Origin of the sequence: Streptomyces sp. NPDC059002, assembly GCF_042740435.1 — a bacterium.
Classification (GTDB): Bacteria; Actinomycetota; Actinomycetes; order Streptomycetales; family Streptomycetaceae; genus Streptomyces.
The window spans coordinates 43,056-59,458 of the sequence record NZ_JBHYJI010000042.1 but is presented as its reverse complement, the minus strand read 5'-3'; the positions used below and the strand labels follow the sequence as shown (position 1 = coordinate 59,458).

17 protein-coding genes are annotated in these 16,403 nt (G+C 71.4%); 1 reads left to right on the top strand and 16 read right to left on the bottom strand.

The window, feature by feature from the left end; all coding sequences use genetic code 11:
* The 15 genes from ACFWZ2_RS30275 to ACFWZ2_RS30205 form a co-directional block, all read right to left on the bottom strand.
* Positions 1-728: hypothetical protein (locus tag ACFWZ2_RS30275; protein ID WP_384551080.1), on the bottom strand; the 728-nt coding region annotated here is incomplete at its 3' end.
* 11 nt (positions 729-739) lie between these two features.
* Entirely contained in the window at positions 740-1,504 is a 765-nt protein-coding gene (locus ACFWZ2_RS30270; protein ID WP_384551042.1) for a sirohydrochlorin chelatase, read from the bottom strand.
* 5 nt (positions 1,505-1,509) lie between these two features.
* Positions 1,510-2,424 (bottom strand): ABC transporter permease, encoded by a 915-nt coding sequence (locus tag ACFWZ2_RS30265; RefSeq protein WP_384551040.1) that lies wholly within the window; start codon positions 2,422-2,424, stop codon positions 1,510-1,512.
* Positions 2,411-3,202: an ABC transporter ATP-binding protein gene (locus ACFWZ2_RS30260; RefSeq protein WP_384551038.1), complete on the bottom strand. Its 792-nt coding sequence runs from the start codon at positions 3,200-3,202 to the stop codon at positions 2,411-2,413. Before ACFWZ2_RS30260 ends, ACFWZ2_RS30265 begins: the two co-directional genes overlap by 14 nt.
* Before the next feature lie 36 nt (positions 3,203-3,238).
* The gene (locus ACFWZ2_RS30255; RefSeq protein ID WP_384551036.1) at positions 3,239-4,342 is read right to left on the bottom strand and encodes an ABC transporter substrate-binding protein; all 1,104 of its coding nucleotides are present in this window, start codon (positions 4,340-4,342) and stop codon (positions 3,239-3,241) included.
* A 227-nt stretch (positions 4,343-4,569) separates the two neighbouring features.
* The gene (locus ACFWZ2_RS30250) at positions 4,570-5,937 is read right to left on the bottom strand and encodes a sulfate adenylyltransferase subunit 1 (protein ID WP_384551034.1); all 1,368 of its coding nucleotides are present in this window, start codon (positions 5,935-5,937) and stop codon (positions 4,570-4,572) included.
* 2 nt (positions 5,938-5,939) lie between these two features.
* Positions 5,940-6,878, bottom strand: a complete 939-nt coding sequence (cysD, locus tag ACFWZ2_RS30245) for a sulfate adenylyltransferase subunit CysD (protein WP_384551032.1) — start codon at positions 6,876-6,878, stop codon at positions 5,940-5,942.
* Positions 6,875-7,456, bottom strand: coding sequence for an adenylyl-sulfate kinase (gene cysC, locus ACFWZ2_RS30240; RefSeq protein ID WP_384551030.1), 582 nt, complete (start codon positions 7,454-7,456; stop codon positions 6,875-6,877). Before cysC ends, cysD begins: the two co-directional genes overlap by 4 nt.
* A complete protein-coding gene (locus tag ACFWZ2_RS30235) occupies positions 7,456-8,169 on the bottom strand; it encodes a phosphoadenylyl-sulfate reductase (protein WP_384551028.1) in 714 nt (237 codons plus the stop codon). Before ACFWZ2_RS30235 ends, cysC begins: the two co-directional genes overlap by 1 nt.
* Positions 8,166-8,345 (bottom strand): hypothetical protein, encoded by a 180-nt coding sequence (locus tag ACFWZ2_RS30230; protein WP_384551026.1) that lies wholly within the window; start codon positions 8,343-8,345, stop codon positions 8,166-8,168. The genes ACFWZ2_RS30235 and ACFWZ2_RS30230 overlap by 4 nt, the downstream gene beginning before the upstream one ends.
* Positions 8,342-10,039, bottom strand: coding sequence for a nitrite/sulfite reductase (locus ACFWZ2_RS30225; protein ID WP_384551025.1), 1,698 nt, complete (start codon positions 10,037-10,039; stop codon positions 8,342-8,344). The genes ACFWZ2_RS30230 and ACFWZ2_RS30225 overlap by 4 nt, the downstream gene beginning before the upstream one ends.
* A gap of 138 nt (positions 10,040-10,177) precedes the next feature.
* The gene (locus tag ACFWZ2_RS30220; RefSeq protein ID WP_324611535.1) at positions 10,178-10,261 is read right to left on the bottom strand and encodes a putative leader peptide; all 84 of its coding nucleotides are present in this window, start codon (positions 10,259-10,261) and stop codon (positions 10,178-10,180) included.
* A 157-nt stretch (positions 10,262-10,418) separates the two neighbouring features.
* A complete protein-coding gene (locus tag ACFWZ2_RS30215; protein ID WP_384551023.1) occupies positions 10,419-11,006 on the bottom strand; it encodes a GNAT family N-acetyltransferase in 588 nt (195 codons plus the stop codon).
* 63 nt (positions 11,007-11,069) lie between these two features.
* Positions 11,070-12,326 carry a GAF domain-containing protein gene (locus ACFWZ2_RS30210; RefSeq protein WP_384551077.1) on the bottom strand — a complete coding sequence of 419 codons (1,257 nt, stop codon included), beginning with the start codon at positions 12,324-12,326 and terminating at the stop codon, positions 11,070-11,072.
* A 326-nt stretch (positions 12,327-12,652) separates the two neighbouring features.
* Positions 12,653-14,290, bottom strand: a complete 1,638-nt coding sequence (locus ACFWZ2_RS30205) for an acyl-CoA dehydrogenase family protein (protein ID WP_384551021.1) — start codon at positions 14,288-14,290, stop codon at positions 12,653-12,655.
* Between the two features lie 17 nt (positions 14,291-14,307).
* Between ACFWZ2_RS30205 and ACFWZ2_RS30200 the strand changes: the two genes are divergently transcribed.
* A complete protein-coding gene (locus tag ACFWZ2_RS30200; protein ID WP_384551020.1) occupies positions 14,308-15,459 on the top strand; it encodes a YihY/virulence factor BrkB family protein in 1,152 nt (383 codons plus the stop codon).
* Positions 15,460-15,510: 51 nt separating this feature from the next.
* Here the strand turns inward: ACFWZ2_RS30200 and ACFWZ2_RS30195 are convergent, their stop codons facing one another.
* Entirely contained in the window at positions 15,511-16,350 is an 840-nt protein-coding gene (locus ACFWZ2_RS30195; protein WP_384551018.1) for an NAD(P)H-binding protein, read from the bottom strand.
* Positions 16,351-16,403: the final 53 nt, after the last annotated feature.

The following is a 16,403-nucleotide window of genomic DNA, read 5'->3' as shown; positions in this document are numbered from 1 at the left end:
AGGCGTGCCGACAGGCGGTCCGTGGCGCTCTCGATCAACTGGCGTTCTGCACGGCCCTGTTCGGTCGCCGTTCCCGCGGCGTCGACCAGGCCGCGGACGCGCATCCGGTCCGCGGTGACCGCCCACTCCTCCTCGCTCCAGCCCCGGTCCCGCCGGATGCCGTCCGCGGCCACCCGGCCGGTCGCCGCGGCGAGGGCGAGGGCCTCGCGGGCGTCGAGGCCATGGTCGGCGAGCGCCGTGACATGGGCGTCGCCCCTGAACTCGCGGACGCAGGTGGTCAGTTGCCACAGCCGCTCCACCGGGTCGGCCCGCTCGTGCAGATCGCGGTTGGCGGCGAACAGCGGGCGGGCCAGCGGCGGCGCGTCCTCGACCACGGCGGACAGGAGCGGATTGACGGCGGACGCCAACGCGTCGATGCCGGGCACCAGTTGGCGCAGCGCCCGGGCGGTGCGGCGGGCGCGCTCCTCGATGACCCGGTCCGGCGACGTGTACTCCCAGGCCGACGGCAGGGCGCGTGCCACCATGCCGGGGGCGAAGACGCCGAGCGCGGCCGTGGCGACCGCGGATCCCACCCGGCCCATCGGAGCCGTACGGGCGGCGAAGTACCCCATCCAGAAGCCCTTGAGGCCCACGGCCCTGCCGAGGCCCCGGCAGCGCTCGTCGAAGTAGATCACCGCGTGCAGGGGTTCGGTCCGCAGCCACAGTGTGCGGGATCGGCTCGGGGTCATGCCCCTACAAGCTAGGCCAGCGCGGGAATCCGCGCCAGGGTGGCTACCCGGGAGTCACCCGGTGCGTACGCCTCGGCGTAGCGGCGCAGCAGCAGCCGCGCCACCGCCGGTGCCGGGCCGAGCACATCGGCGAGCACATCGGCATCGGCGGCACCGCGCGCGATCCGGTCCGGCAGGAAGCCGGGGGCCAGCACGTACGGCGCCACCGCGACGCGCCGCACGCCGGGCTCGGCCCGTAGGGCGCGCACGGCGTCCGCCGTGCGCGGCAGAGATGCGGAGGCGAACGCAGGCCGCACGGCACACCAACCGGTGAGCCGCCACTCCCGCGCGATTTCAGCGATCACTGCGATCGCCTCCGGGTCCGAGGACCCCGCCGAGGCCAGCACGACCCCGGTCGAGGACTTGTCCGCGGGGCTCAGCCCCGCTTCGTGCAGCCGCTGTTCCAGGGCGGCCATGAGCAGCGGCGACGGGCCGAGGACCGCCGCCTGCCGGATGCGCAGGCCCGCGGGTGCCGCGCGCAGCACCGCGGGGATGTCCGCCTTCGCGTGGAAGGCGCGGGTCAGCAGGAGCGGCAGCGCCACCACGTCCCGCACGCCCTCGGCCGCGAGCCGCTTCAACACCCCTGTCACGGTGGGCGCGTTGAAGTCGAGGAAGCCCGTCTCCACTCGCAGTCCCGGGCGCAGCGTGCGGACCTCGCGCACCAGGGCGTGCACGGTCTCGGCGTGCCGCGGGTCGCGGCTGCCGTGGGCGATGATCAGGAGTACGGGACGGTGCATGACGGTCAGCTCTTCACGAGGAGACCGCGGCCGCGCAGGACGCGCCGCTCCAGCGGGCTGAAGATCAGCAGGTCGATGGCGATGCCGACGATCAGGATGAGGAAGATGGCCAGGAAGATCATGGGCATGGAGCTGGCGTTGCGGCCGTTCTCCAGGAGCTGGCCGAGGCCCACGCCGAGGTCGGGCGAGGACGCGATGATCTCCGCGGCCATCAGCGACCGCCAGGAGAACGCCCAGCCCTGCTTGAGGCCCGCGAGATAGCCGGGCAGCGCCGCGGGGAGCACGATGTGCCAGGTGTGCTTCAGGCCCGTCGCGCCGAGTGTGCGGCCCGCGCGCAGGAACAGCGGCGGCACCTGGTCGACGCCCGAGACCAGGCCGTTGGCGATGGAGGGCACGGCGCCGAGCAGGATCACCGCGTACATCATCTGGTTGTTGAGGCCGAGCCAGAGCACCGCGGGCGGCACCCAGGCGACCGAGGGCAGCGACTGGAGGCCGGAGAGGATCGGGCCGATCGCGGCCCTGATGAACCGCACCCGGGCGACGATCAGGCCGAGCGGCGTGCCGATCACCAGGGCGAAGAGGAAGCCGAGCAGGCCGCGCGAGACGGACGTCCAGATGAAGTCGAGCAGGGTGCCCTGCTTCCACGCCTCGGTCACCTCGTCCCACACCGCGGACGGCGAGGGGAGCTTGGTCGGGTCGTCGACGATCTTGAAGGAGACCAGCGCCTGCCAGACCACCAGGACGAGCACCACCGCGGTGAGCGGCGGAAGGACCTTCTGGACCAGGACCTGGCGCACCGGCACACGGGTCGGACCGGTGCGCGTCTCCAGGGCGTCGAGACCCGCCTCCAGGCCCGCGAGGTCCTGGCCGCCGCCCGCGGCCTTGTCCTTGACCGGGGTCGTCGAGTCAGTGCTTGCCATGGCGGCGGATCTCCCCACGCAGTTGTTCGGTGATCTCGACGGACAGTTCCGCCACGGCGGTGTCCTCGATGCGGCGCGGGTGCGGGATGTCGACCCGCCACTCGTGCGCCACCCGGCCGGGACGCGACGAGAGGAGCACCACGCGCTGGGCGAGCCGCACGGCCTCGCGCACGTTGTGCGTGACGAACAGGACGGAGACGTTCGTCTCGCGCCAGACGCGGGTCAGCTCGTCGTGCAGGACGTCCCGGGTGATCGCGTCGAGCGCCGCGAACGGCTCGTCCATCAGCAGGAGTTGGCTGTCCTGGGCGAGCGCGCGGGCCAGCGCGACCCGCTGGCGCATGCCGCCGGACAGCTCGTGCACCCGCTTGCCGTGCGCCCCCTGCAGCCGTACGAGTTCCAGCAGTTCATCGGCCCGGGCGCGGCGCTCCGCCTTGGGCATGCCGCGCAGCTTCAGGGCGAGTTCGATGTTCTTGCCCGCGGTCAGCCACGGGAAGAGCGCGTGGTCCTGGAACATCAGCGCGGGGCGGCCGTCCGTGCTGATGGTGCCGGCGGACGGCCCGTCAAGCCCGGCGACCAGGTTGAGCAGCGTCGACTTTCCGCAGCCCGAGGCTCCCAGGAGGGTGACGAACTCGCCGGGGGCGACATCGAGCGTGATGTCGTCGAGGACGAGCTGCGGCCCGGCGGGTCCGCCGAAGGACTTCGAGACGTGCTCGATCCTGGCGGCGTGCGGTGCCGTGCCGCGGCTGTCCTCCGCGGCCTTGGCGAGGGTGGTTGCCATGGTCGTCACCTCCTGGGAACTGGTCTTCTACCGGGGCTACTTGACGCCGAGACCGGCGTCGTCGACCGGGGACTCGCCCGCGGCCTTCAGGACCTTGTTCAGCGGACCGAGGTCGTAGATGCCCTTGAGGTCGGGCTTCTCCAGGAGTCCGGCCTTGACCGCGTGGTCCGCCTCGGCGTCGAGCGTCGAGGCCAGCGGGTCGTTGGTCGTCTGGATGGACTTCCACGCCGGGTCGATCACCTCGGCGGGCAGCGCCTTGCCGGAGTCCGCCTTCAGCCGGGCGTTCGCGGCGGCCTTGGCCTTCTCGGGGTTCTTCGCGATCCACGCGTTGGTCTTCACCGCGCCGCGCAGGACGGCCTCGACGACCTTCGGGTGGTCCTTCAGGAAGCTCTGCTTCACGATGATGTTCGTGATCACGAACTTCTTGTCCGGCCACAGGTCGGCCTCGTCGAGGAGGACCTTGCCGCCCTCGGCGACCAGCTTGGACGCGGTCGGCTCCGGCACCCAGGCGCCGTCGATGGAGCCGGACTTGTAGGCGTCGGGGGTGATCTTGTTGTCGGTGCGGACCACCGACACGTCGCCCTTGCCGCTCTGCGCGTCGACGTCCCAGCCCTTCTCGGCGATCCAGTTGAGGAAGGCCACGTCCTGGGTGTTGCCGAGCTGCGGCGTCGCGATCTTCTTGCCCTTGACGTCGTCCAGGGACTTGATCTTCTTCGGGTTCACCACGAGCTTCACACCGCCGGAGGCCGAACCGCCGATGATGCGCAGGTTCTTGCCCTGGGACTTGGTGTAGCCGTTGATGGCGGGCGACGGGCCGATCCAGCCGATGTCGATGGAGCCCGCGTTGAGCGCCTCGATCTCCGAGGGGCCCGCGTTGAACTGGGAGTACTTCGCCTCCGTGCCGCCGAGTTCCTTCTGGAACAGGCCCTCCTGGTTGCCGACCAGGGCGGTGGCGTGGGTGAGGTTCGGGAAGTACCCGATCTTCACGCTGTCCAGTCCTTCGATCTTCTCGGCGCCCGATGCGACCTTGGACTTCTCGTCGTTCTTGTCCGCCTCGGAGCCGTAGCCGCAGGCGCCGAGCGCCAGGGCGAGCAGGGGGAGTGCCGCGATGGCGGTGAGTCGGGTACGTCGTGCAGGCACGGGAGGTGGTCCTCTCGTTGGCCCGGCGCTCACGCCGTCAGGGCGCGGCCGGGTGGTCGGCAGGTCTTCGTCTTCGTCGTGCGGGGGACGGTGCGTGGGCGCGCGAGCGGTGCGCGTACGTCTTCACGCACATCGCGCGACCCCGCCCTGCCCGCTGCCGAGGGCGCCGCTGCCGATGCGGCCGCCCTCTTTCGCGAACGTCGCGAATACGTCGACGTAGGTCATGGTCAGAAGTCCCACCCGTCATCACTGCCGTCCGTGGCGGAGTCGGTCTCCTCGGCGGCCGTGGCGAAGGCCTCGCCGACCATGCCCGCCGCGAGCGTCGTGCCGTCCGCCGGGTCGATCAGCAGGAACGAACCGGTGCGCCGCGAGTCCGCGTAGGCGTCGAGCGCGAGCGGCTCGGCGGTGCGGACCTTGACGCGGCCGATGTCATTGGCGACGAGCTGCCCGGGCTCCGGGTGCTGCGAGAGGTCGTCCAGGGTGAGCCTGGAGGGGATCTCCTTCACGATCGCCTTGACCGTACGGGTGGTGTGCTTGAGCAGCACCCGCTGGCCGACGGCGAGCGCGGTGTCCGCGACGTGGCAGACCGTCGCCTCGACGTCCTGCGTGGCCTTGGGGACGTCGCCGCTCGGCACGATCAGGTCGCCGCGCGAGATGTCGATGTCGTCCTCCAGGAGCAGCGTGACGGACTGCGGCGTCCACGCCACGTCCACCGGCTTGCCCAGGAGGTCGATCCCCGCGACCTTCGACGTCCGGCCCGACGGAAGCACCGTCACGGACTCGCCGACCCGGAACGTACCGGCCGCGATCTGGCCCGCGTAGCCGCGGTAGTCGGGGTGCTCGGCGGTCTGCGGGCGGATCACGTACTGCACGGGCAGACGCGCGTGGCAGGAGGTCAGGTCGTGGCTGACCGGGACCGTCTCCAGGTGCTCCAGGACGGTCGGGCCGCCGTACCAGTCCATGTTGGAGGACGGCTCGACGACATTGTCACCGGCGAGCGCGGAGATCGGGATCGCGGTGATCTCCGGGACGCCCAACTCGCTGGCGTACGCGGTGAATTCCTCGGCGATCTTCGCGAAGACCGACTCCTCGTACGCGACGAGGTCCATCTTGTTGACCGCGAGGACGACGTGCGGGACGCGCAGGAGCGCGGCGACCGCGGCGTGCCTGCGGGTCTGCTCGATGACGCCGTTGCGGGCGTCGACCAGGACGACGGCGAGGTCGGCCGTGGAGGCACCCGTGACCATGTTCCGGGTGTACTGCACATGCCCCGGGGTGTCGGCGAGGATGAACCGGCGCCGGGCCGTGGCGAAGTAGCGGTACGCCACGTCGATGGTGATGCCCTGCTCCCGCTCGGCCCGCAGACCGTCCGTGAGCAGTGCCAGGTCGGGGGCCTCCGCGCCGCGGCTCGCCGACACGCGTTCCACGGCCTCCAGCTGGTCGGTGAGGACCGACTTGGAGTCGTGCAGCAGGCGGCCCACCAGGGTGGACTTGCCGTCGTCGACGGAACCGGCGGTGGCGAACCGCAGCAGGGTGGTGGCCGACAACTGCTCGGTGGAGAGCGGCTGTACGGGCTCGGTGGTGCTGTTGCTCATGGTTAGAAGTACCCCTCGCGCTTGCGGTCTTCCATCGCGGCCTCGGAGAGCTTGTCGTCGGCCCGCGTCGCCCCGCGCTCGGTGAGGCGGGACGCGGCGATCTCGGCGATGACGGCGTCCAGCGTCGTCGCGTCCGAGTCGACGGCTCCGGTGCAGGACATGTCGCCGACCGTGCGGTAGCGGATCAGGCGTCTCACGACCGTCTCGCCGTCCTTGGGGCCGCCCCACTCGCCCGCGGTCAGCCACATCCCCGAGCGCTGGAAGACGTCCCGCTCGTGCGCGAAGTAGATCTCGGGGAGCTCGATCTCCTCGCGGGCGATGTACTGCCACACGTCCAGCTCGGTCCAGTTGGACAGCGGGAAGACGCGGACGTGCTCGCCGGGCGCGTGGCGGCCGTTGTAGAGCTGCCACAGCTCGGGGCGCTGGCGGCGCGGGTCCCACTGCGAGAACTCGTCGCGGAGGCTGAAGACGCGCTCCTTGGCGCGGGCCTTCTCCTCGTCGCGGCGCCCGCCGCCGAAGACCGCGTCGAACTTCTCGCTCTGGATCTTCTCGGTGAGCGGCACGGTCTGCAGCGGATTGCGCGTCCCGTCGGGCCGCTCGCGGAGCTTGCCCGCGTCGATGTACTCCTGCACGGACGCGACGTGCAGCCGGAGCCCGTGCTCGGCGACCACGCGGTCGCGGTACTCGATGACCTCGGGGAAGTTGTGCCCGGTGTCGACGTGCAGCAGCGAGAAGGGGACCGCCGCGGGGGCGAACGCCTTCAGCGCCAGATGCAGCATGACGATGGAGTCCTTGCCGCCGGAGAAGAGGATCACCGGCCGCTCGAACTCGCCCGCCACCTCGCGGAAGATGTGCACCGCCTCGGACTCCAGGGCGTCCAGGTGGCTGAGCGCGTAGGGGCTGTCGGTGCCCTCGTCGTTCACTGTGGCGACGGTGGTCATGCGAGACCCCTCTCGGTGAGCAGAGCCTTCAGGGCCGCTGCCGACTCCTGCACGGTCTGGTCCTGCGACTCGATGCGCAGATCGGGGGAGTCCGGCGCCTCGTAGGGGTCGTCGACCCCGGTGAGCCCGGATATCTCGCCCGCCGCCTGCTTGGCGTACAGGCCCTTCACATCGCGTACGGAGCAGACCTCGACCGGCGTCGCGACATGCACCTCGACATACGCGGTGCCGTTCGCCTGGTGGCGCTTGCGGACCGCCTCGCGGCTGTCCGCGAACGGGGCGATCACCGGGACGAGCGCCAGCACGCCGTTGCGCGCGAGGAGTTCGGCGACGAAGCCGATCCGCTGCACATTGGTGTGCCGGTCCTCGCGGCTGAAGCCGAGGCCCGCCGAGAGGAACTCGCGGATCTCGTCGCCGTCGAGCACCTCGACGCGGCGGCCCTCCGCGCGCAGGCGGCCCGCCAGTTCGTACGCGATGGTGGTCTTGCCGGCGCTGGGCAGGCCGGTGAGCCAGACGGTGGCTCCGGTCGTCACGTGGTTCTCCCGGGTCTGTTGCTGCGGGGTCTGCGGCGCGGCCATCAGTGGATCCCGCACTCGGTCTTGGCGTTCCCGGCCCAGCGGCCGGCCCGCGCGTCCTCGCCCTCAAGGAGGCGGCGGGTGCACGGGGCGCAGCCCACGGAGCCGTAACCGTCCATCAGGAGCGGGTTGGTGAGCACGCCGTGCTCGGCGACGTAGGCGTCCACGTCGTCCTGCGTCCAGCGGGCGATCGGCGACACCTTGACCTTGCGGCGCTTCTCGTCCCAGCCGACGACCGGGGTGTTCGCGCGGGTCGGCGACTCGTCGCGGCGCAGTCCCGTGGCCCACGCGGCGTACCCCGTGAGGCCGTCCTCCAGGGGCTGCACCTTGCGCAGCCCGCAGCACAGGTCGGGGTCGCGGTCGTGCAGCTTCGGCCCGTACTCGGCGTCCTGCTCGGCCACCGTCTGACGCGGCGTCAGGGTCAGGACGGTCACGTCCATCACGGCCTCGACGGCGTCGCGGGTGCCGATGGTCTCCGGGAAGTGGTAGCCGGTGTCGAGGAACACGACGTCCACGCCGGGCCTGGCCCGCGAGGCGAGGTGCGCCACGACCGCGTCCTCCATCGAGGAGGTCACGCAGAACCGGTCGCCGAAGGTCTCGGCCGCCCACCGCAGGATCTCCAGGGCGGACGCGTCCTCCAGGTCGCGCCCGGCCTGCTCGGCGAGCGCCTTCAACTCCTCGTCCGTACGCTCCTGCCGACTCTGAGCAGTCGTCATATCTGGTCCCCTCCACCGCTGGTGTGCCGAACTCCGCGGGCGAGCAGCCCGAGGAACTTCAGCTGGAATGCGCGGTTGCACGCCGCGCATTCCCAGGCGCCGTGACCGGTCTCGTTCGGACGCAGGTCCTCGTCGCCGCAGTAGGGGCAGTAGAAGGGGGCGGCTCGCTCGCTCACTTGAGAGCCTCCTCGTCGGCGCGGGCCGCCCAGGTGGCGAAGCGCTCGCCGTCCGTGCGCTCCGCCTCGAAGCGCTTGACGACCCGCTCGATGTAGTCGGGCAGTTCGGTCGCGGTGACCTTCAGGCCGCGGACCTTGCGGCCGAAGCCCGCCTCCAGGCCGAGCGCGCCGCCCAGGTGCACCTGGTAGCCCTCGACCTGGTTGCCCGCGTCGTCGAGGACGAGCTGGCCCTTGAGGCCGATGTCGGCGACCTGGATGCGGGCGCAGGCGTTCGGGCAGCCGTTGATGTTGATGGTGATGGGCTGGTCGAACTCCGGGATGCGGCGCTCCAGTTCGTCGATGAGCGAGGCGCCGCGCGCCTTGGTCTCGACGATGGCGAGCTTGCAGAACTCGATGCCGGTGCAGGCCATCGTGCCGCGCCGGAAGGGCGAGGGCTTGACCCGCAGATCGAGGGCTTCGAGCGCGGAGACCAGCGAGTCGACCTGGTCCTCGGCCACGTCGAGCACGATCATCTTCTGCTCGGCGGTGGTGCGCAGCCGGCCCGAGCCGTGGCCTTCGGCGACCTCGGCGATCTTGGTGAGCGTGGCGCCGTCCACGCGGCCGACGCGGGGCGCGAAGCCGACGTAGAAGCGGCCGTCCTTCTGCCGGTGCACGCCGAGGTGGTCGCGCCAGGTGCCCGCGGGCTGCTCGGGCGCGGGCCCGTCGGTCAGCTTCCGCTTCAGGTACTCGTCCTCCAGGATCTGCCGGAACTTCTCCGGGCCCCAGTCGGCGACGAGGAACTTCAGACGGGCGCGGTTGCGCAGGCGCCGGTAGCCGTAGTCGCGGAAGATCCCGATGACGCCGCCGTACACGTCCGGCACGTCATCGAGGGAGACCCATGTGCCGAGGCGCACGCCCAGCTTGGGGTTGGTGGAGAGGCCGCCGCCGACCCACAGGTCGAAGCCGGGGCCGTGCTCGGGGTGCTCGACGCCGACGAACGCGATGTCGTTGATCTCGTGCGCGACGTCGAGCTGCGGCGATCCCGAGATGGCGGACTTGAACTTGCGCGGCAGGTTGGAGAAGTCGGGGTTGCCGATGAAGCGGCGCTGTATCTCGTCGATGGCGGGGGAGCCGTCGATGATCTCGTTCGCGGCGACGCCCGCGACCGGCGAGCCGAGGATCACGCGGGGCGTGTCGCCGCAGGCCTCGGTGGTGGAGAGCCCGACGGCCTCCAGGCGCCGCCAGATCTCGGGGACGTCCTCGATGCGGATCCAGTGGTACTGGATGTTCTGCCGGTCGGTGAGGTCGGCGGTGCCGCGCGCGAACTCCTGGGAGATCTCGCCGATGACCCGCAGCTGCTCGGTGGTCAGACGCCCGCCGTCGATGCGCACGCGGAGCATGAAGTACTCGTCGTCCAGCTCCTCCGGCTCGAGGACCGCGGTCTTGCCGCCGTCGATCCCGGGCTTGCGCTGGGTGTACAGACCCCACCAGCGCATCCGCCCGCGAAGATCATTGGGGTCGATGGAGTCGAATCCGCGCTTCGAGTAGATCGTCTCAATGCGTGTCCGCACATTGAGACCGTCGTCATCCTTCTTGAACTGCTCGTTGCCGTTGAGCGGAGTGAAGTGACCCACGGCCCACTGTCCCTCGCCGCGGTGACGGCTCGCCTTGCGGCGGGGCGTGGCTGGGGCGGGCTTCTCTGGGGTTGCGGGCATGGGTGTACGTCCTTCGGGGCAGCGAGACATGCGTCTCTGACCTGCGGGGATGGGCACATGACGAGATGTGCGCGCGGCGCTGCGCAGGGAGAGTGTTCAGGGGGAGCGGTGCTCAGAAGTGTGGCGGGGCTGAGTCGATCAGCAGGCCGGACACATGGCGCTGGACATGCGGCCGAGGTCGACGTGACGCCGACTCACCAAGGCTGTTCCAGTGCGATCCATGACGGAAGCGTGTCACGGGACTTTCGGCCCAGTCCAGCATTATCCAAAATGCGGACACCTCTGTCCCGTATCGTGGACAGAGGTGTCATCGGTCACAGTGGGTCGCGGGAGGCGCGGCGGGACCCGAGGGTACCGACGGGGCCGCCCGCGGAGCGGGTCAGTCGCGCGCGGCCCCCGGCCACGGTCCCGGGTTCGGGACGTCGGGCTCCTGCTCGACCTTGGTGTCGAAGAGCTTGAAGCCGCGCCGCAGATAGTTGTCCATGGCGTGCTCGCCGTCCTTGGAGCAGGTGTGCAGCCACACCCGCTCGGTCGGCGCGAGCCCCGGCCACCGCTCGGCCAGGTCCCAGGCGCGCGCGGTGGCGTACGACAGGAGGTGCCCGCCGATGCGGCGGCCCCGGAAGGCGGGCAGCAGCCCGAAGTACACGATCTCGACGACGCCCTCGGCCGCGTCCCCCTGCTCACCGCGCGCCGCGAACTCCACGTATCCGGCGGGCGTCCCCTTCTCATAGGCGACCCAGGTCTCCACGCCCGGCCGGTCGAGCAGCTTCTGCCACTCCGCATGGGTCATGGACAGCCGGTCGGTCCAGCGGATGTCCCCGCCCACGGACGCGTACAGGAACCGGCTGAACTCGGGCGAGGGCACTTCGGCGCGCACGATCCGTACGTCGTCGTCGGGGGCCGCGGCGGGCAGCAGGTCCGTGGGGGACGTCTGCTCCAGGGACCACGTGGTGACAGTGATGCTCATGCCGCTCAGCGAATCATGGGCCGGGCTCCGCGGCGCGGCCGGGTCCATGACGGGGGCCGTGGCTCATGGCTCCGCCACGCTCCTCGCCCGTCGTATCGCCGGGGCCAGCGAGTGCGGCAGGAGCTCCGCCGGATTGGCGGGCAGGATCACCTGGACATCGATGTCCTCGTGGAAGCGGTAGGGGCGATGGGCGAGCAGTCCGCCCAAGTAGCGCCGCACGCGGGAGAGTTCGGCGCGCACCGTGACCGTGCGGGCCGGGTCGCCGAACATGTCGTCGGCCAGGCCCGAGGCACTGCGGCCCCTGCGGTGCGTGGAGAGCAGGAAGAGCAGCTCGGCGTGGCGCGGGCTCAGGTCGTGGGTCCAGTCGCGGGCGCCGCCGAGCACCGCGAGGGTCCAGTACCGGGGGCTGCTCACGTCCAGGACGAGCCGGGTCGCGGCGAGCGGCTCGGGGGTGTCCCGGGGGTCCTCGGGGCGCAGCAGCCAGCCGCCGGGCAGCGGTTCCGCCAGGCAGGGGCCGAGGGAGGGCAGCCAAGTGCGGCCCGCCGCGAGGGACTTGGGGAGCGTGAAGCGGTCCGCGGGGGCCATGCCCGTCACCGCGGCGGTCCAGCCGTGCACATCCACCGCGACGGCCCGTCCGGTGAGCCGGGCGAGGACCGGCGCGGCCACCGCGCGCAGCCGGTCGAGGGACGTGATGTGCCGGTCCCGCAGCCGGGCCTCGGCGAGCTTGGCCACCGAGTCGACCAGGGCGAGCGTCGCCGGGTGCATGGTCTGCAGCGGGCCGCTGACGTCCACGACGCCGAGGAGTCTGCCGTCCCGCGGATCGGTCACGGGCGCACCCGTGCACGTCCAGGGATGGTGGGTCTGCACGAAGTGCTCGGCGGAGAAGACCTGGACGGGGCGGCGGACCACCAGGGGCGTCCCGACGCCGTTCGTGCCGACGACGCTCTCGTTCCAGTCGGCGCCGAGTTCGAAGCCGAGCGAGTCCGCCTTGCGCAGCACGGACGAGCTGCCCTCGCGCCACAGCACACGGCCGTCCGCGTCGCAGACGACCATGATGTGGTGCGCGGCGTCGGCCACCGACACCAGGGCGTCGCGCAGGACCGGCAGGATGTCCCCGAGCGGCGAGCCGCGCCGGCGCTCCGCCAGTTCCTGCTCGGTCAGGAGCCGGGACCTGAAGTCGTGGTCGGGGTCGACCCCGCGCAGCATCATGCGTCCCCAGGAGTCGCCGATCACCGGCCGCGGCTGGACGCGGGGCCGCTGCCCGGAGAGTGTCGCGTCCCGGACCCCCTTCAGGAGCCGCGCTGCGTGCGCGAGGTCCATGTCGGAGATCCGCGCGAGGTCGATCGTCGAGTTCGCGTTCGTCACCACAGGGTCCTTTCCGGTCAGAAACGTGCGGAGGGGCTCTCAGTTCATCGTGCCCCTTGCGGACTGCCCGGGGTGATGCTTCGGAGATGAATCAACTGGCTGTCCCGGTGAGTTGCAACCTCATGCAACTCTGGCGAACAGCCGTACGGGGCCCGAATCTGGACAGCACACCGCCCGTGCGGTGTTCGCGCTCCTCAACGGGGCCTGAAGACGGGGGTGGTGCCGTGTCGGCGCAGCACCACCCCCGCGTCAGCCGGGAGTCCGGCTGGAACTGACGCCGGTCAGGGGCACCGCGGCGCGGCCCGCTCCACCACCGACGCCAGATCGAGACTGTGCGGCAGCGTGCCGAACGCCGCGCCCCAGTCCCCGCCGAGCCGCGAGGCACAGAAGGCGTCGGCGACCTCGGGCGGCGCGTACCGCACCAGCAGCGAGCCCTGGAGCACGAGCGCCATCCGCTCCACGAGCCGCCGCGCCCGCGCCTCGATGCCCTCCAGATCGGCGAGTTCGGTCAGCATGTCCTTGATCGCGCCGTCCAGGCGGTGGTCGGCGCCGCGCGCCTTCCCGACCTCCTGCAGGAAGGCGTTCAGGGCCAGCGGCTCGCGCTGCAGCGCCCGCAGCACATCAAGCGCCTGGACGTTGCCCGAGCCCTCCCAGATGGAGTTGAGCGGCGCCTCGCGCAGCAGCCGGGGCATGCCCGACTCCTCGACGTAGCCGTTGCCGCCCAGGCACTCCAGGGCCTCACCGGCCAACGGCGTACAGCGCTTGGTCACCCAGTACTTGGCGGCGGGCACCGCGAGACGCAGGAACGCCTGCTCCTGCTCGCCCCCGTCGTCGTACGCCGCGGCGAGCCGCATCGCGAGCGTCGTGGCCGCCTCCGACTCCAGGGCCAGATCGGCGAGCACGTTGCGCATGAGCGGCTTGTCGACGAGCTTGCCGCCGAACGCCTCCCGGTACGTGGCGTGGTGCACCGCCTGTGCGACGGCCTGCCGCATCAGCGCCGCCGAGCCGATCACACAGTCGAGGCGGGTCGCCGCGACCATCTCGATGATGGTGCGCACCCCGCGCCCCTCGTCGCCGACCCGGCGCGCCCACGTCCCGTCGAACTCCACCTCGCTCGACGCGTTGGACCTGTTGCCCAGCTTGTCCTTGAGGCGCTGGATGGCGAAGACGTTCCGCGAGCCGTCTTCGAGGACCCGCGGCACCAGGAAGCAGGTGAGGCCCTGCTCGGCCTGCGCGAGCACCAGGAACCCGTCCGACATGGGCGCGGAGCAGAACCACTTGTGGCCCGTCAGCGCGTACGTGCCGTCCTCCGCGAGCGCCCGCGCCCGCGTCGTATTGGCCCGTACGTCGCTGCCGCCCTGCTTCTCCGTCATGCCCATCCCGAAGATGACACCCGCCTTCCGCGACGCCGGGCGCAGCCCCTCGTCGTACACGGAAGAGGTCAGCCGCGGCTCCCACTCGGCGGCGAGCGCGGGGTCCGTGCGCAGCGCGGGCACCGCGGCGTGCGTCATGGAGACCGGGCACCCGTGCCCGCCCTCCGCCTGGCTCCACACCAGGAATCCCGCGGCCCGCCGCACATGCCCGCCGGGCCGCGACCAGGCGCCGGTCAGCCCCGCGGAGACCGCCTTGCCGAGCAGCCGGTGCCACGCCGGATGGAAGTCGACCTCGTCGACCCGGTTCCCGTAACGGTCGTGCGTGCGCAGAACGGGAGGATTCTCATTGGCCTGCACGCCCCACTCCTGCACCTGGGCGGAACCCGCGGCGCGGCCGAGCAACGAGAGCTCCTCGCGGGCGGAATCGAGGAGTGCCGGTTCCAGATGCCGCTCGACACCCTCCACGAGGGCCCGGTCGGACGCGAATACGTCATATCCCACCAGGGGCGGAGCCTGGTTGGTCACTGTGTGGGTGGTGGCTGCCATGCCGCTACGGTAAGGAGGTGCACCAGGCAAAAGAAACACCCGGGCGGCCCTCCGGACGCTGGAACCGGGCCCGCGCTCTCTACCGCAACGTCTCCAAGCGACGGACCGCCTGGCTGCTGCTCAAGGACACCGTCAACTCGTGCATGGAGTACCGCATCCTGGGACTCGCGGCCGAGGCGGCGTTCTTCACGCTGCTCTCCGTGCCGCCGCTGCTCCTGAGCCTGATCGGGCTGCTCGCCTACGTCGACCGGTGGACCGGCGCCAACACGATCGCCAGCGTCGAGAGCAACATCCTGGAGGCGTCCCGCACGGTCCTCTCCGACCGCGGCGTCAGCCAGATCGCCCAGCCGATACTGGAGGACGTCATGCGGGTCAGCAGGCCCGACATCATCTCCATCGGCTTCCTCTTCGCCCTGTGGTCGGGCTCGCGCGCGGTGAACGTCTTCATCGACACCATCACCGTGATGTACGGCCTCGACGGTGTGCGCGGCATCGTCAAGACCCGGATCCTCGCCTTCGGCCTGTTCCTCGTGGCCCTGCTGATCGGCTCCGTCGCGCTGCCGCTGATGGTGGCGGGGCCCGACGCGGTGGTGAAACTCCTGCCCGGCTCCACGACGGTCGTCCAGATCCTGTACTGGCCGGTCGTCGTCATCCTCTCCGTGGTCTTCCTGACGACGCTCTACCACGTGTCCGTACCGGTGCGTTCGCCCTGGGTCGAGGACATGCCGGGCGCGCTCATCGCCCTCGCCATGTGGGTCCTCGGCAGCTTCCTGCTGCGCATCTACCTCACCAGCACGGTCGAGGGCCCCACGATCTACGGCTCCCTCGCCGCCCCCGTCGCCGTCCTCCTGTGGATCGGCGTCTCGGCCTTCGCGGTCCTGGTCGGCGCCGCGGTCAACGCCGCGATCGACCGGGTCTGGCCCTCCGTCGCCACGGCGGCGGCGCGTGCCGCCAACGACCGCATAAGGGAGGCCCAGGCCGCGGAGGTCGTCGCCCGCGCGGCCGCCGCCCGCGAGGCCCCGGTGGACCCGGACGACCCCGAGATGCCGTCCGAGTTCCCCGAGCGGTGGTCGCGCTTCCTGCCGCCGGACGACGTGACCTCACGGCTGCGGACACACGCCAAACGCAACGGGAACGGTGGCGGGGAGAACAGCCCCTCCGGCGACTGAGGAGCGGGGTCCGGGCCGGAGCCCCGGGAGGCCACGCCCCGGACGGGCGGGTCAGGCCTTCCAGACCCCGTCGTCCGCACACTCCCGGGCAAAGTCCGCGAAGTCCCGGGGCCCCCGGCCCAGCACCTCTCGTACTCCCGCGGAGAGCACCGCATTGCGCCCGTCGAGGTTCGTCTCGAAGAGTCCGACGAGGAACTCGACCTCCTCCGCGGAAAGCCCGAACTCCGCGAGGGCGACCCCGTACTCGCGCGCGGTCACCGGGACGTACGCGATGTCGCGGCCCGCCGCCCGCGCCACCTCGGCGACCGCCTGGCGGAAGGAGAGGAGCCGGGGGCCTGTGAGGTCGAGGACCTGTCCCGTGTACCGGTCGCCGCCGGTGAGCGCGGCGACCGCCACGTCCGCGATGTCCCGTGCGTCGATGAAGGGTTCGAGCACCTCGCCGCCGGGGAAGACGAGTTCCCCGCCGCGCATCCCGTCGAGGAGGGGCCCCTCGCTGAGGTTCTGCGCGAACCAACTGGCCCGCAGGACGGTCCACTCGGCACCGGACTCCTGTACGGCCCGCTCCGTGGCGTGCGCCTGGTCCTCGCCGCGCGCCGAGAGGAGCGTGAGCCGCCGTACGCCGAGTTCGACGGCGAGCCGCGCGAAGGCGCCGACCGCGTCGGCCGCGCCGGGGGCACCGACGTCCGGCAGGTAGGCGATGTGCGCCGCGTCGGCACCGCGCAGGGCGTCCGCCCAGGTCGAGCGGTCGTCCCAGTCGAACCGCACCGCGCCGGACCGCGAGGCCGCGCGCACGGTGAGCCCGGCGGCCTGCGCGGACTCCACGACCCTGCGGCCGACCCGTCCCGTCGCGCCCGTCACCAGCACCGTCATGTTCTCTGTGTTCGTCGTCATGGCTTCAGTGAACTTCCGCGCGTGCACCGGGACCATCGCCGAGAAGCTCACGG